The organism is Pseudomonas sp. MNR3A, assembly GCF_009650575.1.
GTDB lineage: Bacteria > Pseudomonadota > Gammaproteobacteria > Pseudomonadales > Pseudomonadaceae > Aquipseudomonas > Aquipseudomonas machongensis.
In genome coordinates this window covers 372,803-388,768 of record NZ_VZZS01000016.1, presented here as the reverse complement: position 1 = coordinate 388,768, position 15,966 = coordinate 372,803, and the positions used below count along the sequence as shown (strand labels likewise).

Below are 15,966 nucleotides of genomic sequence, written 5' to 3'. Positions count from 1 at the left end.
GTTTACACACTGTTACGCCGGCCCGGAAGCCATTCCGGGCCGTTTTCATTTAAAGTTCATCGTTTTAGCAACGTCAGCCAATGGTAAATGCCTGGTAAAGGCCCTTTGCTAAAACGATGCCAGTGCTTATCGTTCAACCTCCCCAGTCGCCACTCTCTGAACAAGGTTCGTTCAACCCATGCAAGCTTCTGCCTCCCGTTCTCCCCGTCGCTGGCTGTTCGGCCTGCTGATCCTGCTGCTGGTGGCGTTGCTGGCCTGGTGGCTGTGGCCTGCCGCTGCCCCGACGCACAAGGAGCAGGGCGTGCGCATGGGCAAAGGCGGGCGCCCAGGCTTTGGTGCCTCCAGCGACCCGGTGCCGGTGCGCGTCGAGCCGGTGCGGGTCGGCGACTTCCCGCTCTACTACAAGGCGCTGGGTACGGTGACGGCGACCAACACGGTCAATGTTCGCAGCCGGGTGGCGGGTGAGCTGGTCAAGATCCACTTCAAGGAAGGGCAGCAGGTCAAGGCTGGCGACCTGCTGGCGGAAATCGACCCGCGCTCGTACCGTATCGCCCTGCAGCAGGCAGAGGGCACCCTGGCGCAGAACCAGGCGCAGTTGAAGAACGCTCAGGTCGACCTGGCCCGCTATAAAGGCCTGTATGCCGAAGACAGCATCGCCAAGCAGACCCTGGACACCGCCGAGGCCCAGGTGGGGCAGTTCCAGGGGCTGGTCAAGACCAACCAGGCGGCAGTCAATGACGCGCGCCTGAACCTCGAATTCACCCAGATCCGTGCACCGATCAGCGGTCGCCTGGGGCTGCGCCAGCTCGACCTGGGTAACCTGGTGGCAGCCAACGACACCACGGCGCTGGTGGTGATCACCCAGACCGAGCCGATCAACGTCGCCTTCACCCTCCCTGAAACCGAGTTGTCCACGGTGCTCGAGCGCTACCGCAGCGGCGCGCGCCTGCCGGTCGAAGCCTGGGACCGTGGCGACAGCAAACTGCAGGCCACCGGTGTGCTCGGCAGCCTCGACAACCAGATCGACACCACCACCGGCACCCTGAAGTTCAAGGGTTTCTTCGAGAACAAGGACCTTGCCTTGTTCCCCAACCAGTTCGTCAACGTGCGCCTGTTGGCCGACACCCTCAAGCAGGTGGTGCTGGCCCCGGCGGCGGCGATCCAGTTCGGCAACGACGGCACCTTCGCCTATGTGGTCAACGCCGAGAACAAGGTCAATGTGCGCAAGCTCAAGGTCGGCGCCAGCGACGGCGAGAACAGTGTGATCCTGGAGGGCCTGAAGGCTGGCGAGCGTCTGGTGCTCGAAGGCACCGACCGCCTGCGCGAGGGCACCCAGGTCGAGGTGGTCGAAGACAGCTCGCAAGTCCCGACCACCCCTGGCCAGCATCTGCAAGGCCAGGAAGCCAAAGGTTCGGCCCAGACCGGTGAGTCGAGCAAGGCGGGCGCATGAACATCTCGCGGCTGTTCATCCTGCGCCCGGTCGCCACCACGCTGAGCATGCTGGCCATCGTCCTGGCCGGCCTGATCGCCTACAAGATGCTGCCGGTGGCGGCTTTGCCCCAGGTCGATTACCCGACCATCCGTGTCATGACCCTCTACCCGGGCGCCAGCCCGCAGGTGATGACCAGCGCGGTCACTGCGCCGCTGGAGCGCCAGTTCGGCCAGATGCCGGGCCTTAGCCAGATGGCCTCGACCAGTTCGGGCGGTGCTTCGGTGCTGACCCTGCGCTTCAACCTGGACATGAACATGGACGTTGCCGAACAGCAGGTCCAGGCTGCGATCAACGCTGCCAGCAACCTGCTGCCCAGCGACCTGCCGGCGCCGCCGGTGTACAACAAGGTCAACCCCGCCGATACCCCGGTGCTGACCCTGGCCATCAGCTCCGGCACCCTGCCGCTGCCCAAGCTCAATGACCTGGTCGACACCCGCGTGGCGCAGAAGATCGCCCAGATCAGCGGTGTCGGCATGGTCAGCATCGCCGGTGGCCAGCGCCAGGCGGTGCGGATCAAGGTCAATGTCGATGCCCTGGCCGCCAACGGTCTGAACCTGGACGACGTGCGCACCTTGATCGGCGCTTCCAACGTCAACCAGCCCAAGGGCAACTTCGATGGCCCGACCCGGGTATCGATGCTCGATGCCAACGACCAGCTGCGTTCGCCCGACGAATACGCCAACCTGATCCTCAAGTACAACAACGGCGCACCGCTGCGCCTGAAGGACGTCGCCGAGATCGTCGATGGTGCCGAGAACGAGCGCCTGGCCGCCTGGGCCAACGAAAATCACGCGGTGCTGCTGAACATCCAGCGCCAGCCCGGCGCCAACGTCATCGAAGTGGTCGACCGCATCAAGCAGATGCTGCCGTCGATCACCGATAACCTGCCGGCCGGCCTCGACGTCAGCGTGCTCACCGACCGTACCCAGACCATCCGCGCTGCGGTGCGCGATGTGCAGCACGAGCTGCTGTTCGCCATCGCGCTGGTGGTGATGGTGACCTTCGTCTTCCTGCGTCGGGTCAGCGCCACCATCATTCCGTCGATCGCCGTACCGCTGTCGCTGATCGGCACCTTTGGTGTGATGTACCTGGCCGGCTTTTCGATCAACAACCTGACCTTGATGGCCCTGACCATTGCCACGGGTTTCGTGGTGGACGACGCCATCGTCATGCTGGAGAACATTTCCCGGCACATCGAAGAAGGCGAAACGCCGATGCAGGCAGCACTCAAAGGCGCCCGGCAGATCGGCTTCACCCTGATTTCGCTGACCTTCTCGCTGATCGCGGTGCTGATCCCGCTGCTGTTCATGGCCGATGTGGTCGGTCGGCTGTTCCGCGAGTTTGCCATCACCCTGGCGGTGGCTATCCTGATTTCGCTGGTGGTGTCGCTCACGCTCACGCCGATGATGTGCGCGCGCTTGCTCAAGCGTGAACCCAAGGAAGAAGAGCAGAGCCGCTTCTACCGCGCCAGCGGTGCCTGGATCGACTGGCTGATCGAACGCTACAGCCACGCCCTGACCTGGGTGCTCAAGCACCAGCCGCTGACCCTGCTGGTGGCGGTGGCCTCGCTGGCGCTGACGGTGTTCCTCTACATCATCGTGCCCAAGGGCTTCTTCCCGGTGCAGGACACCGGGGTGATCCAGGGCATTTCCGAAGCCCCGCAGTCCATTTCGTTCAGCGCCATGAGCGAGCGCCAGCAGGCGCTGAGCAAGGTGATCCTGCAGGACCCGGCGGTACAGAGCCTGTCTTCGTACATTGGTGTGGACGGTGACAACGCCACGCTCAACAGTGGACGTTTGCTGATCAACCTCAAGCCCCATGCCGAACGTGATGTCACGGCCAGCCAGGTGATCAGCCGCCTGCAGCCGCAGCTCGACCGGCTGGTGGGTATTCGCCTGTTCATGCAGCCGGTACAGGACCTGAGCATCGAGGACCGGGTCAGCCGCACCCAGTACCAGTTCAGCCTGTCCTCGCCTGACCCGGACATGCTCGCCGAGTGGAGCGGCAAGCTGGTCCATGCCCTGCAACAGCGCCCTGAGCTCACCGACGTTGCCAGCGACCTGCAGGACAAAGGCCTGCAGGTGTACCTGGTGATCGACCGCGACATGGCCAGCCGCCTGGGCATCACCGTCGCACAGATCACCAACGCCCTGTACGACGCCTTCGGCCAGCGGCAGATCTCGACCATCTACACCCAGGCCAGCCAGTACCGCGTGGTGCTGCAGTCGCAGGCAGCGGCCAGCATTGGTCCGCAGGCGCTGGAGTCCATCCACGTCAAGGCCACCGATGGCGGCCAGGTTCGCCTCTCGGCGCTGGCGCGCATCGAGCAGCGCCAGGCACAGTTGGCCATTTCGCACATCGGCCAGTTCCCCGCCGTGATGATGTCCTTCAACCTCGGCCAGGGCGTGTCGTTGGGCGAAGCGGTGCAGGTGATCGAGCAGGTGCAGCAGGACATTGGCATGCCGCTGGGCGTGCAGACCCGCTTCCAGGGCGCCGCCGAAGCCTTCCAGGCCTCGTTGTCGAGCACCTTGCTGCTGATCCTCGCCGCCGTGGTGACCATGTACATCGTGCTCGGCGTGCTCTACGAGAGCTACATCCACCCGGTGACCATCCTGTCGACCCTGCCGTCAGCCGCAGTGGGCGCCTTGCTGGCGTTGCTGCTCAGCGGCAACGATCTGGGGATGATCGCCATCATCGGTATCATCCTGCTGATCGGTATCGTCAAGAAGAACGCGATCATGATGATCGACTTCGCCCTCGAGGCCGAGCGTCACCAGGGCATGACCCCGCATGAGGCGATCTACCAGGCGGCGCTGCTGCGTTTCCGGCCGATCCTGATGACCACCCTGGCGGCCCTGTTCGGTGCCTTGCCGCTGATGCTCGCCACGGGCTCCGGTGCCGAACTGCGCCAGCCGCTGGGCCTGGTGATGGTGGGCGGGCTGCTGGTCAGCCAGGTGCTGACACTGTTCACCACGCCGGTCATCTACCTGTATTTCGACCGCCTGGCGCGCCGCTGGCGCCCGGCTGACGACACTGCGCAGGCCGAGGCATGAACCTTTCCGGTCCGTTCATTCGCAGGCCAGTGGCGACCATGCTGCTGAGCCTGGCGATCATGCTGCTGGGCGGTGTCAGCTTCGGGTTGCTGCCGGTGTCGCCGCTGCCACAGATGGACTTCCCGGTGATCGTGGTGCAGGCCAGCCTGCCGGGTGCGAGCCCCGAGGTGATGGCCTCGACCGTGGCAACGCCGCTGGAGCGCAAGCTGGGCAGCATCGCTGGGGTCAGCACCCTGACCAGTAGCTCCAGCCAGGGCTCGACGCGGGTGATCATCGGCTTCGACCTGGGGCGCGACATCGACGGTGCCGCGCGCGAGGTGCAGGCTGCGATCAACGCTACCCGCAACCTGTTGCCCAGTGGTATGCGCAGCATGCCGACCTACAAGAAGGTCAACCCGTCGCAGGCGCCGATCATGGTGTTGTCGCTGACCTCGGACGTATTGTCCAAAGGGCAGCTGTACGACCTGGCCGACACCATCCTCTCGCAGAGCCTGTCGCAGGTCGCCGGGGTAGGGGAGGTGCAGATCGGCGGCAGTTCGCTGCCGGCCGTGCGCATCGAACTCGAGCCGCAACTGCTCAACCAGTACGGCCTGGCCCTGGACGATGTACGCACCGCAGTGGCCAACGCCAACCAGCGTCGGCCCATGGGCTTCGTCGAGGACGCCGAACGCAACTGGCAGGTACGCGCCAACGACCAGCTGGAAAAGGCCGATGACTACAAGCCGCTGGTGATCCGCCAGCAGAACGGTGCGATCCTGCGCCTGGCCGATGTGGCCAAGGTCAGCGACGGCGTCGAGAACCGCTACAACAGCGGCTTCTTCAACGACGATGCGGCGGTGCTGCTGGTGGTCAACCGCCAGACCAACGCCAACATCATCCAGACCGTGCAACAGATCAAGGACCAGCTTCCGGCCCTGCAATCGCTGCTGCCGGCCAGCGTCAAGCTCAACATCGCCATGGACCGCTCGCCAGTGATCAAGGCCACGCTCAAGGAAGCCGAGCACACCCTGCTGATTGCCGTGGTGCTGGTGATCCTGGTGGTCTACCTGTTCCTCGGCAACCTGCGCGCCTCGCTGATCCCCAGCCTCGCTGTGCCGGTGTCGCTGGTGGGCACCTTTGCGGTGATGTACCTGTGCGGCTTCTCGCTGAACAACCTGTCGCTGATGGCGCTGATCCTGGCCACGGGCCTGGTGGTGGACGATGCCATCGTGGTGCTCGAGAACATCTCCCGGCATATCGAGAACGGCGCCAAGCCCATGCGCGCGGCGTTCCTGGGCGCCAAGGAAGTGGGTTTCACCCTGCTGTCGATGAACGTCTCGCTGGTGGCCGTGTTCGTTTCCATCCTGTTCATGGGTGGCATCGTGCGCGGGTTGTTCCAGGAGTTCTCGATCACCCTGGCGGCGGCGATCCTGGTGTCGCTGCTGGTGTCCCTGACCCTCACGCCGATGCTCTGCTCGCGCTGGCTCAAGCCCCATGCGCCACAGGGCCAGACGCGCCTGCAGCGGTGGAGCGACCGGGTGCACCAGCGCATGGTCGAGGGGTACGACAAGAGTCTGGGCTGGGCCTTGCGCCACCGGCGCCTGACGCTGATCAGCCTGCTGGCGACCATCGTGCTCAACGTTGCCCTGTACGTGATCGTGCCCAAGACCCTGATGCCACAGCAGGACACCGGCCAGCTGCAAGGCTTCGTGCGCGGTGATGACGGCCTGTCGTTCACCGTGATGCAGCCGAAAATGGAAACTTACCGCCGTGCGCTGCTCAAGGACCCTGCGGTACAGAGCGTTGCCGGCTTCATCGGTGGCAACAGCGGCACCAACAATGCCTTCGTGCTGGTGCGCCTCAAGCCTATTGGCGAGCGCAAGGAAAACGCCCAGAAGGTCATCGAGCGGCTGCGCAAGGAGCTGCCCAAGGTGCCGGGCGGGCGCCTTTACCTGATGGCCGACCAGGACCTGCAGCTCGGTGGCGGTGGCCGTGACCAGAGCACCTCGCAATACCTCTACACCCTGCAGAGCGGCGATCTGGCGGCCTTGCGCGAGTGGTTCCCGAAAGTGGCTGCGGCCTTGCGCAAGCTGCCCGAGCTGACCGCCATCGATGCCCGTGACGGTGCCGGCACCCAGCAGGTGACGCTGGTGGTCGATCGCGACCAGGCCAAGCGCCTGGGCATCGACATGGACATGGTCACCGCAGTACTGAACAACGCCTACAGTCAGCGGCAGATCTCGACCATCTACGACAGCCTCAACCAGTACCAGGTGGTGATGGAGATCAACCCCAAGTACGCCTGGGACCCTAGTACGCTCGAGCAGGTTCAGGTGATTACCACCGATGGCGCGCGCGTGCCGCTGTCGACCATCGCCCGCTACGAGAACAGCCTGGCCAACGACCGTGTCAGCCACGAAGGGCAGTTCGCGTCCGAGGATATTTCCTTCGATGTCGCCGAGGGCTACAGCGTCGACCAGGCCTTGGCCGCGCTGGAGCGCGAGGTGGCCAAGCTGGGCCTGCCGGAGTCGGTGATCGCCAAGCTCGGTGGCGACGCCGATGCCTTCACCAAGAACGCCGAAGGCCAGCCGTTCATGATTCTCGGTGCCCTGGTGCTGGTGTACCTGGTGCTGGGCATTCTCTACGAAAGCTACATCCACCCGCTGACGATCCTCTCGACCCTGCCTTCGGCCGGCGTCGGTGCGCTGCTCACGCTGTACCTGACCGGCGGGGAGTTCAGCCTGATTTCGTTGCTGGGCCTGTTCCTGCTGATCGGGGTGGTGAAGAAGAACGCCATCCTGATGATCGACCTGGCCCTGCAACTGGAACGCAACGAAGGCCTGTCGCCGGAAGAGTCGATCCGCCGCGCCTGCCTGCTGCGCCTGCGGCCGATCCTGATGACCACCATCGCTGCCATCCTCGGTGCGCTGCCGCTGCTGCTCAGCCAGGCCGAAGGCGCGGAAATGCGTCAGCCGCTGGGCCTGACCATCATCGGTGGCCTGGTCTTCAGCCAGATCCTCACCCTCTACACCACGCCGGTGGTCTACCTGTACCTGGACCGCGCGCGCCACCGTTTCAACCGTTGGCGCGGCGTGCGCACCGACGCCGCCCTGGAAACCCCGCTATGAACTTTGCCCAGACCCCGCTGCACCGTGCCCTGCAACTGCTGACCCGTGGCCGTGGCTCGCGCCTGCTCGGTGCCGGCCTGTGCGTGGCGATGCTCAGCGCCTGTACCCTGAGCCCGGATTATCATCGCCCGGAGGTCAGCAGCCCGGCGCAGTTCAAGCAGGCCGAGGGCTGGACCCAGGCCAACCCGTCGGATGCCATCGCCCGCGGGGCCTGGTGGGAGCTGTACGGCGACAAGGATTTGAACGCTTTGGTCGAGGAGCTCAACCGCAGCAACCAGACGGTTGCCCAGTACGAAGCGCAGTACCGTCAGGCCCAGACCCTGGTACGCAGCAGCCGCGCCTCGCTGTTCCCGTCGCTGAACCTCACCACCAGCAAGAACCGTTCAGCCCAGGGCACCGGCAGCTCCAGCTCCAGCCTGTCGAACAACAGCAGCGGCATTCGCGACACCTACAACGCGCAGTTGGGTGTGAGCTGGGAGATCGACCTCTGGGGCAAGTTGCGCGAGACCATGAACGCCAATGAATCCAGCGCCGAGGCCAGCCTGGCCGACATGGCGGCGATCCGTCTGAGCCAACAGTCGGAGCTGGTGCAGAACTACCTGCAACTGCGCGTCATCGACGAGCAGAAGCGCTTGCTCGAAGCCACCGTGGCCGCCTACGAGCGCTCGTTGCGAATGAACCAGAACCAGTACCGTGCAGGCGTCGCCGGTCCCGATGCCGTCGCTCAGGCGCGTACCCAGCTCAAGAGCACCCAGGCCGACCTGATCGACCTGGCCTGGCAGCGTGCTCAGTATGAAAACGCCATCGCCGTACTCATGGGCAAGGCGCCTGCCGAGTTCTCGCTGGCTGCCAGCAATGATATTCCGGCGCTGCCGCCAATCCCGGTAAGCGTGCCGTCGCAGTTGCTGGAGCGCCGCCCGGACATCGCCTCGGCGGAGCGCAAGGTGATGGCGGCCAACTCGAACATTGGTGTGTCGCGCGCAGCCTATTTCCCCGACCTGTCGTTGAGCATGAACGGCGGCTATTCGAGCAGCAGCTTCAACAACTGGATCGAGCTGCCGAACCGCTACTGGTCGGTCGGGCCACAACTGGCGCTGACCCTGTTCGATGCCGGCAAGCGCAGCGCCGAGGTGGACCGCACCGTGGCGGTCTACGACCAGACCGTGGCGCAGTATCGCCAAACCGTGCTCGATGGCTTCAAGGAGGTCGAGAACTACATGGTGCAACTGAAGGTGTATGCCGACGAAGCCGTGGTCCGACAGGAGGCGCTGGATGCTGCCCGCGAGTCGTTGCGCCTGACCGAGAACCAGTACCGCGCCGGGCTGATCGGCTACCTGGACGTGGTGAACGTGCAGACCACGGCGCTGAGTAACGAGCGCAGTGTGCTGAATCTGCTGCAGGGGCGCCTGGTGGCCAGCGTGCAGTTGATCGCGGCATTGGGCGGCGGCTGGGAAGCGGGGCCGGCGTTCGCAGAGGCTGACAAACAGTAAGGTTGCAGTGTCGGCGTGATCGCGGGGCAAGCCCGCGATAGCGTCGGCACCGTGCGTAACCGACCGCTGGATCTTCCACCCTGTAGTTCCCGCAAAATCCCGTGCCTTTCCTCCCTGTTCGCGTAAAATCCTCCGCCTTTTCCGGGCCCTTCCTCGCCCTCTGCCGGAACTTGAAATGCTGACAGGTAGCTACTCCTCTTCGCTGGTGTTGATCTCGCTGTGCGTGGCCATCCTGGCGTCCTACACCGCACTCGACCTCGCAGGCCGCATCGCCACCGCCAAGGGTCGCGCGGTATATCTGTGGATGGGCGGCGGGGCGCTGGCGATGGGAATCGGCATCTGGTCGATGCACTTCATCGGCATGCTGGCCTTCGAGTTGCCCATCGAGCTGGGCTACGACCTGGGCTTGACCGCGCTGTCACTGCTGATCGCCGTGTTGTCTGCAGGCTTTGCCTTGTGGTTGGTCAGCCAGCCGCGATTGAGTTGCCCGCAGGTGGGCTTGGGTGCGCTGTTCATGGGTACCGGGATCGCCTGCATGCACTACACCGGCATGGCTGCCTTGCAGATGCTGCCCGGTATCGACTACGACCCGGCGCTGTTCGGTGCTTCGCTGGCCATCGCCGTGGGCGCCTCGGCGGCAGCCCTGTGGATTGCCTTCCGCCTGCGCAGGCAGACGCCGTACGTTCGGCAGATCCGCGGTGCTGCAGCGGTGCTGATGGGGGTTGCCATCGTCGGCATGCACTACACCGGCATGGCGGCGGCCAACTTCCCCGTGGGCAGCTACTGCGGTGCGCTGGTCGGCGGGTTGTCTGGTGACTGGCTGGACTATGTGGTGCTGATCACCACCCTGGCGGTGCTGGCGGTGGCCTTGCTGACGTCGGTGCTGGACGCTCGCCTCGAAGCCCGCACTGCGGAACTTGCGCGCTCATTGACCCGGGCCAACCAGGAGCTGACGCAACTGGCCCTGCATGACACCCTGACCGGGCTGCCGAACCGCACCTTGCTGGCCGACCGTATCGAGCAGGCCATGGCCAAGGTGACAGAGCAAGGCGGTTGCTTTGCGCTGATGTTCATCGACCTGGACGGCTTCAAGCCGGTCAACGATGCCTTTGGCCATCATGTTGGCGATCAGTTGCTCAAGGCCGTGGCTGCGCGGTTGCGTGGGCATCTGCATAGCCAGGACACCCTGGCGCGGATTGGCGGTGACGAGTTTGTCCTGCTGGTCGAGTTGCAGGAGCCGGACGATGCCGTGGGCGTGGCGGACAAGCAGGTCAATCTGGTGGCCAGGCCGTTCCGCGTGGCAGACCACGACCTGCAACTGTCGGCAAGCGTGGGTATCGTGCTCTATCCGGGTAATGGCCAGGACCAGCACGAACTGTTGCGCAACGCCGATGCAGCCATGTATCACGCCAAGAGTGCCGGGAAGAACGGCTACAGTTTTTTCGACACCTCGATGAACAGCAATGCCCGTCAGCAACTGCAATTGCTGCAGGACCTGCGCGCGGCGCTCGAGCATGGCCAGTTCCGCCTGTATTACCAACCCAAGTTCGACGCGCACCGATGCACGCCGATCGGCGCCGAGGCCTTGTTGCGTTGGGAGCACCCCCAGCAAGGGCTGTTGCTGCCCGACCGTTTCATCGGCCTGGCGGAGAAGACTGGCCTGATCATCCCCATCGGTGAATGGGTGCTGGGCGAGGCCTGTCGGCAGATGCGCCTGTGGCTGGATCAGGGCCATGAACATTGGCGCATCGCGGTGAACTTGTCGGCCATCCAGTTCTGCCATTCAGGGTTGGTCGACAGTGTCGCCCGGGCCCTGGCCGATAACGGCCTGCCGGCCAACCGCCTGACCCTGGAGATCACCGAGACCACCGCCATGCGCGATGCCGACGCCAGCCTGACGGTGTTGCAGCGCCTGTCCGACATGGGCGTCGATTTGTCCATCGACGACTTCGGCACGGGCTATTCCAGCCTGATGTACCTCAAGCGTCTGCCGGCGAACGAACTGAAGATCGACCGCGGTTTTGTCCGCGACCTGGAGCATGATAGCGACGATGCCGCGATCGTCTCGGCGATCGTTGCACTGGGGCAGGCGTTGGGCTTGCGGATCGTGGCCGAGGGCGTTGAAACCGATCGTCAGCAGGACTTCCTGACCCGCTTGGGCTGCGACTCGTTGCAGGGTTACTTGCTGGGGCAGCCGGTACCGGCCGAGCAGTTCATGCAAGGGCTGAAGCAGGGCGAGGAAGGTTAACCGGCGTCGCGCAGGGTAGGGAAAGGCATGAAGGCGTCCATCTCGGCTTCGACTGCCTCGATGATGCGCTCCACATCTGCCGCGGCCATGATCGCGGCGCAGGGAATACCAGCGATGGCCAGTACGGTTTCGCCGGTGGCCCGGTCGAACAACCGCGCGACCATGCTGCGGGGCGCATCCATGCTGGCCTCGAAGCCCAAGGGGTGGAAATGCCAGCGCATTACCTGGCAGGCGTTGGGGAACGTCATCTTGTTCATGCCAGCCTCCATTTCCGGGTATTCGGGCGCCTGGTCGTTGTACGGCGAAACTTAAACATAGCAGCTACGGCGCCAGTGTCGCGCAGCGAAGATGACAAATTGGCGAATGCTTGACCCAGGTCACATCCATGCGGCTCTGGCAAATCCGCGGCGGCCATGCGTGCAAACGTTTACCTCGTGGCTTGGCGAGGAACGGCTGGGAGCTTGAGCGACTTGCGCTTTCAGACCAGCGGTCAACTGAGCAGCCCGGCAGCGATATTGATGGTGAAGCCCAGGATCGCGGTGTTGAACACGAATCCGACCAGGGAGTGGGCCAGTACCACCCGGCGCATGCCGCGGCTGGCCACGCCGATGTCGGAGGTCTGGACCGCGACACTGAGGGTGAACGCGAAATAGTGGAAGTCCCAATAGTCGGGGTTGCGCTCGCCATCGGCGAAGCGCAGAGGGGGTTCCTTGCGGCTGTCGGTGTAGAACAGCCGCGCATAGTGCAGGCTGAAGATACAACCGATCAACAACCAGGATCCGGCCACGGTCAGGCCGGTATACAGGTAGTGCAGGGCCTGCGCGCTACCGTGCAGGCCGCGGCTGGAGGCCAGTTGCAGGGTCACGGCGACCAGGCTGGCAATGGCAGCGATGCACACGGTAAACAGCACCAGGCCTGCGTTCTCGTCCTCGATGTTGGCCACCTTGCGCACGGTCTGCGATGTGGCGCGCCAGGTCAGCCACAGCACCAGCGCCAGGTACAGCCAGACGCCGAGGTTCCAGCCGGCGAGAAAACGTTGGGTCCAGTCGTCTGCTGGGATCAGCCAGCCGCCGAGCAGGCCGACGAGCGTGGCAAGGGACAGGCGTGGGTGGGTGTGGGTCAGGCGGTAGAAAGCCATGGGCGCTCGGCGGTGGTGAGTTGCCTTCCACTTTAGCCTGCACCAGGTGATGTTGTATCGCCACGTGTTCGATCCGAACTCGATCATCAGGTAGCATCCGCGTTCGCCATCAATAAAAGCCTTGCGTATCAAGGTGATGATTCGCTTCACGCAACAGGATCCACGTTTTGACCGATTCCCTGCACAATCCCTTGCTGCAGTACCTGGCACGCCTGGCGCCCTCCAGCCAGTTGACCATGCGCTACATCCTCCAGGATGCCGCCGACCGGCTGGGGTTCGCCGACTGTGACATCGCCGCGGTGCCCTGGCACCTGATCGAACCTGGCCACGTCATTGCCCTGGTGGCGGCCTTGCGTGCCGATGGTTTTGCACCCAACACCTCCTCGCTGTACGTCAATGCGGTGCGCGGGGTGATGAACGAGGCCTGGCGCCAGGGCCTGATCGACCACGAGCATCTGCTCAGGATTCGCGAGGTCAAGCCTGCGAGTGGCACGCGCCTGCCGCCGGGGCGCAACCTGCGCCGCAGCCTGATCCGTGAGCTGATGGAGGTGTGCGCTGCCGATCCGCGGCCGCAAGGTGTGCGCGATGCGGCGATCATCGCCTTGCTGTACGGTACCGGCATGCGCAAGTCCGAGTCGGTGGACATCGACTTGTGCGATGTCGATTTCCACGAGCGCAGCCTGCAGGTGCTGGGCAAGGGCAATCGGCAACTGGTCAAGTACGCCCCGGCCTGGGCCTTCGACAAGCTGCAGGCCTGGCTCGACCTGCGCCGCGCGCAACTGCCGGAGGGCACGGGGGACGATCCCTTCCTCTTCAACCGGATCCGCCGGGGCAGCCATATCACCCGTGCGCGCATCACCAAGCATGCGATCTACTACATTGCCCGCCAGCGCGGCGCGCAGGTAGGGGCGAGGATCATGCCCCACGATTTTCGCCGGGCGTTCATTACCCGGGTGATCGAAGAGCACGATCTGTCGATTGCCCAGAAACTTGCCCACCACGTGAATATCCAGACCACGGCAGGTTATGACCGGCGTGACGACAACGAGCGGCGGCGGGCGGTGGACCGGTTCGACTATTGAGGTCAGCGTTTCGCCCCGGCCCGCGTCTGTGAGTACCAGTGCCAGCAGGAGCTCCCCGAGGGGGCAAGGGTCAGTGCGGGATGACGGAGGGCACTTCGTCGCCACCCAGCGAAAAGCGATACCCGGTGTCGATCTCGGGGGCGGGCCGCTGGCAGTGTGTGCGGCTGAGCAGGAATTCGAACGCCGGCTCGTACAGCCCGTCACGCACCACTGCGCCGGCAAGGACCTCGACCTGGTACCAGCCGTTGTCGAGTTCGATCATCGGCCGGCCTGGCACCTGATAGCGGGCCATGAAGTCGCCAAGGGTCTTGTTGGTGAAGTGCTGCAGCATGCGCCAGGTGAACAGCATCAACGCACGGTTCTCCACGTGCAGCACGTAGCCTGCGCGGCGGTGTGCCACGCGATTGCCGGCTTCAAGCAAGGCCGGGGTTCGTTCGTCGAGGCTGAAGATGATGCGGTAGGGCAGGTTATCGATGCCCGCCAGAGGCAGTACTACACCTTCGAGTACGGCACGGTCTCCGCTGTCGGTGCTGGTGAATTCGCGGGCAAGGTCGTCGGGTAGCGCGTTTTCATCCTTGAAGCGCGCCAGGCGCTGGATGTCGCCGACGAGGAAATAGTCGACCAGGTCGTTCAGGACTTCGCTGAATTCGTAGCGCATCGGCTTTTCCTTGTTCTATGTGCGCTGGCGGGTAAACAGAATGTAGCGGATGCCGTGGGGGCTGTCGCCTCTACCGCATTGCGCTGTGATCAATGGCGTTGGGCGATCTGGATCAGGTTGCCGCAGGTATCGTCGAACACCGCCACGGTGACGGGCCCCATTGGTGTAGGCGGCTGGGTGAACAGGACGCCGCCCGCGTGCAGGCGCGTGTATTCGGCCTGGATGTCACGCACTGCGAAGGAGGTGGCCGGGATGCCGTCGGCCTTGAGTGCGGCCTTGTAGGTTTTGGCGGCCGGATGGGCGTCGGGCTCGAGCAGCAGCTCGACACCATTGGGGTCGTTGGGGGAGGTGAGGGTGAGCCAGCGGTACCGGCCCATGGCGATGTCTTCTTTGGGCTGGAAGCCCAGAACGTGATGATAGAAAGCCAGGGCCTTGGCCTGGTCGTCGACGAGGATGCTGGTGACTACGATCTTCATAGGCTACACCGTTCCTGAGGGACGTACCTTGAAGTAAAGACGCTGTACGGCATTTGACCAGTCTGATGGCGTCAGGCGCCGACGCCGCTGCGCACCCCTTGTATCCGCCTCACTGCGGCGACCCGAACATTGCTGTCCAGTAGATCCCCGCATCGCTCTTGGGGTCCACGGCATAGGCGGCGCCCAGTTCGCGGTAATCGGGGTTCATCAGCGTTGCGCAGTGGCCAGGGCTGGCCAGCCAGCCATCGACCACCTTGCGTGGCGTGTCGCGGCCGGCAGCGATGTTTTCGCCGATCTGCTGGTAGAGATACCCGGCAAGCTCGGCCCGGTCACCCGGCGTGCGACCCTCTCGGTCGATATGATCGAAGAAGTTCTGGTTGGCCATCGCCCGCGTGTGGTTGGCGGCGGCACCGGCCAGCGTGGCATTCCAGCTCAGGGCCGGTGCTGCGGCGAAGGGCTGCCCGCCGCATTGGCGCGGGATCTTGCGCGCGGCATTGACCTCTTGCAGCAGTTTCTGACCCTCGGCCTGCCAGTCACCCAGACGCCCGCTGAGCAGCGGGCGCGCCAGTACGATGCGCCAGTCGCGGCCTTCCTGGCTGACACCGATATCCACGAACTGCGGGTCGAGCACCACCTGGCAGAAGCTTTCTTCGATGGCGTGCATCGCCGCCTTGGCATCCCGTGGCCCGGACAGGCTGATGGCCTGGACATTGACCATGGGGTAGGCGGCACGGGTCATGGCCTGCTGCAGGTCGCGGGTGCCTTCCGGCGACAGCGCCAGGCGGGTGTCGCTGTTGAGCGGCGGCAGCTCCAGCGAGCCTGCGGCGCCGCAGCGCTGGGCCTGGCTGCGGTAGGCATTGATCGACTCGATCAGTTGCGCTTCGTCGCCGCTGATCGCCTGGGCACTGGTGGAAATGACCAGGCCGAGTGACAGGGCGCCAAGGCAGGCAACAGATGACAGGACGCGCATCAAGAATCTCCCTATGACTGGCAGCGACCTCGTGTTGGCGCTGCCCATCCTACACAAGCCGTAGGCTTTTGGTCTCGTCTTGTGAGTTGCAGTAAACCACCGGCAACCGATTGTTGCGGCAAAAGAGGCAGTAGACCGGCGAAGGGCGAAAAAGTGCGATTGGTTGGAAATAATTCGCAATATCCATTATAAACACGACTCACTCGCAATCATGCATGCCAGGAAGGCGCTCCATTCACCTCATCGGGAGCC

The 15,966-nt window shown here is 64.2% G+C and carries 11 protein-coding genes; 6 read left to right on the top strand and 5 right to left on the bottom strand.

Annotated features, from left to right (window positions below; translation table 11 throughout):
• The first annotated feature begins 178 nt into the window (after nt 1–178).
• The 5 genes from F6X62_RS13350 to F6X62_RS13330 all read left to right on the top strand — a co-directional run bounded on the left by F6X62_RS13350 (nt 179) and on the right by F6X62_RS13330 (nt 11,390).
• Nucleotides 179–1,450 carry an MdtA/MuxA family multidrug efflux RND transporter periplasmic adaptor subunit gene (locus tag F6X62_RS13350; protein ID WP_153773793.1) on the top strand — a complete coding sequence of 424 codons (1,272 nt, stop codon included), beginning with the start codon at nt 179–181 and terminating at the stop codon, nt 1,448–1,450.
• Nucleotides 1,447–4,545, top strand: a complete 3,099-nt coding sequence (locus tag F6X62_RS13345) for an MdtB/MuxB family multidrug efflux RND transporter permease subunit (protein WP_153773792.1) — start codon at nt 1,447–1,449, stop codon at nt 4,543–4,545. The genes F6X62_RS13350 and F6X62_RS13345 overlap by 4 nt, the downstream gene beginning before the upstream one ends.
• Nucleotides 4,542–7,652 carry a multidrug efflux RND transporter permease subunit gene (locus F6X62_RS13340; RefSeq protein ID WP_054890813.1) on the top strand — a complete coding sequence of 1,037 codons (3,111 nt, stop codon included), beginning with the start codon at nt 4,542–4,544 and terminating at the stop codon, nt 7,650–7,652. Before F6X62_RS13345 ends, F6X62_RS13340 begins: the two co-directional genes overlap by 4 nt.
• The gene (locus F6X62_RS13335; RefSeq protein ID WP_153773791.1) at nt 7,649–9,142 is read left to right on the top strand and encodes an efflux transporter outer membrane subunit; all 1,494 of its coding nucleotides are present in this window, start codon (nt 7,649–7,651) and stop codon (nt 9,140–9,142) included. Before F6X62_RS13340 ends, F6X62_RS13335 begins: the two co-directional genes overlap by 4 nt.
• 175 nt (nt 9,143–9,317) lie before the next feature.
• A complete protein-coding gene (locus F6X62_RS13330; protein WP_153773790.1) occupies nt 9,318–11,390 on the top strand; it encodes a bifunctional diguanylate cyclase/phosphodiesterase in 2,073 nt (690 codons plus the stop codon).
• Here the strand turns inward: F6X62_RS13330 and F6X62_RS13325 are convergent.
• Together F6X62_RS13325 and F6X62_RS13320 are read right to left on the bottom strand one after the other, a co-directional pair.
• A complete protein-coding gene (locus F6X62_RS13325; RefSeq protein WP_054890810.1) occupies nt 11,387–11,647 on the bottom strand; it encodes a DUF1652 domain-containing protein in 261 nt (86 codons plus the stop codon). The genes F6X62_RS13330 and F6X62_RS13325 overlap by 4 nt on opposite strands.
• 233 nt (nt 11,648–11,880) lie before the next feature.
• A complete protein-coding gene (locus F6X62_RS13320) occupies nt 11,881–12,528 on the bottom strand; it encodes a DUF1345 domain-containing protein (protein WP_153773789.1) in 648 nt (215 codons plus the stop codon).
• A 167-nt stretch (nt 12,529–12,695) separates the two neighbouring features.
• Between F6X62_RS13320 and xerC the strand changes: the two genes are divergently transcribed.
• Nucleotides 12,696–13,610 carry a tyrosine recombinase XerC gene (gene xerC / locus F6X62_RS13315; protein ID WP_153773788.1) on the top strand — a complete coding sequence of 305 codons (915 nt, stop codon included), beginning with the start codon at nt 12,696–12,698 and terminating at the stop codon, nt 13,608–13,610.
• Between the two features lie 70 nt (nt 13,611–13,680).
• Here xerC and F6X62_RS13310 read toward each other — a convergent pair whose 3' ends face one another.
• From F6X62_RS13310 to F6X62_RS13300, 3 genes are all read right to left on the bottom strand, one after another.
• On the bottom strand, nt 13,681–14,268 hold the full coding sequence (locus F6X62_RS13310; RefSeq protein ID WP_054890807.1) for a hypothetical protein: 588 nt from the start codon (nt 14,266–14,268) through the stop codon (nt 13,681–13,683).
• A gap of 89 nt (nt 14,269–14,357) precedes the next feature.
• Entirely contained in the window at nt 14,358–14,744 is a 387-nt protein-coding gene (locus tag F6X62_RS13305; protein ID WP_063545077.1) for a VOC family protein, read from the bottom strand.
• 109 nt (nt 14,745–14,853) lie between these two features.
• A complete protein-coding gene (locus tag F6X62_RS13300; protein ID WP_054890805.1) occupies nt 14,854–15,714 on the bottom strand; it encodes a CAP domain-containing protein in 861 nt (286 codons plus the stop codon).
• Between the last annotated feature and the right edge of the window lie 252 nt (nt 15,715–15,966).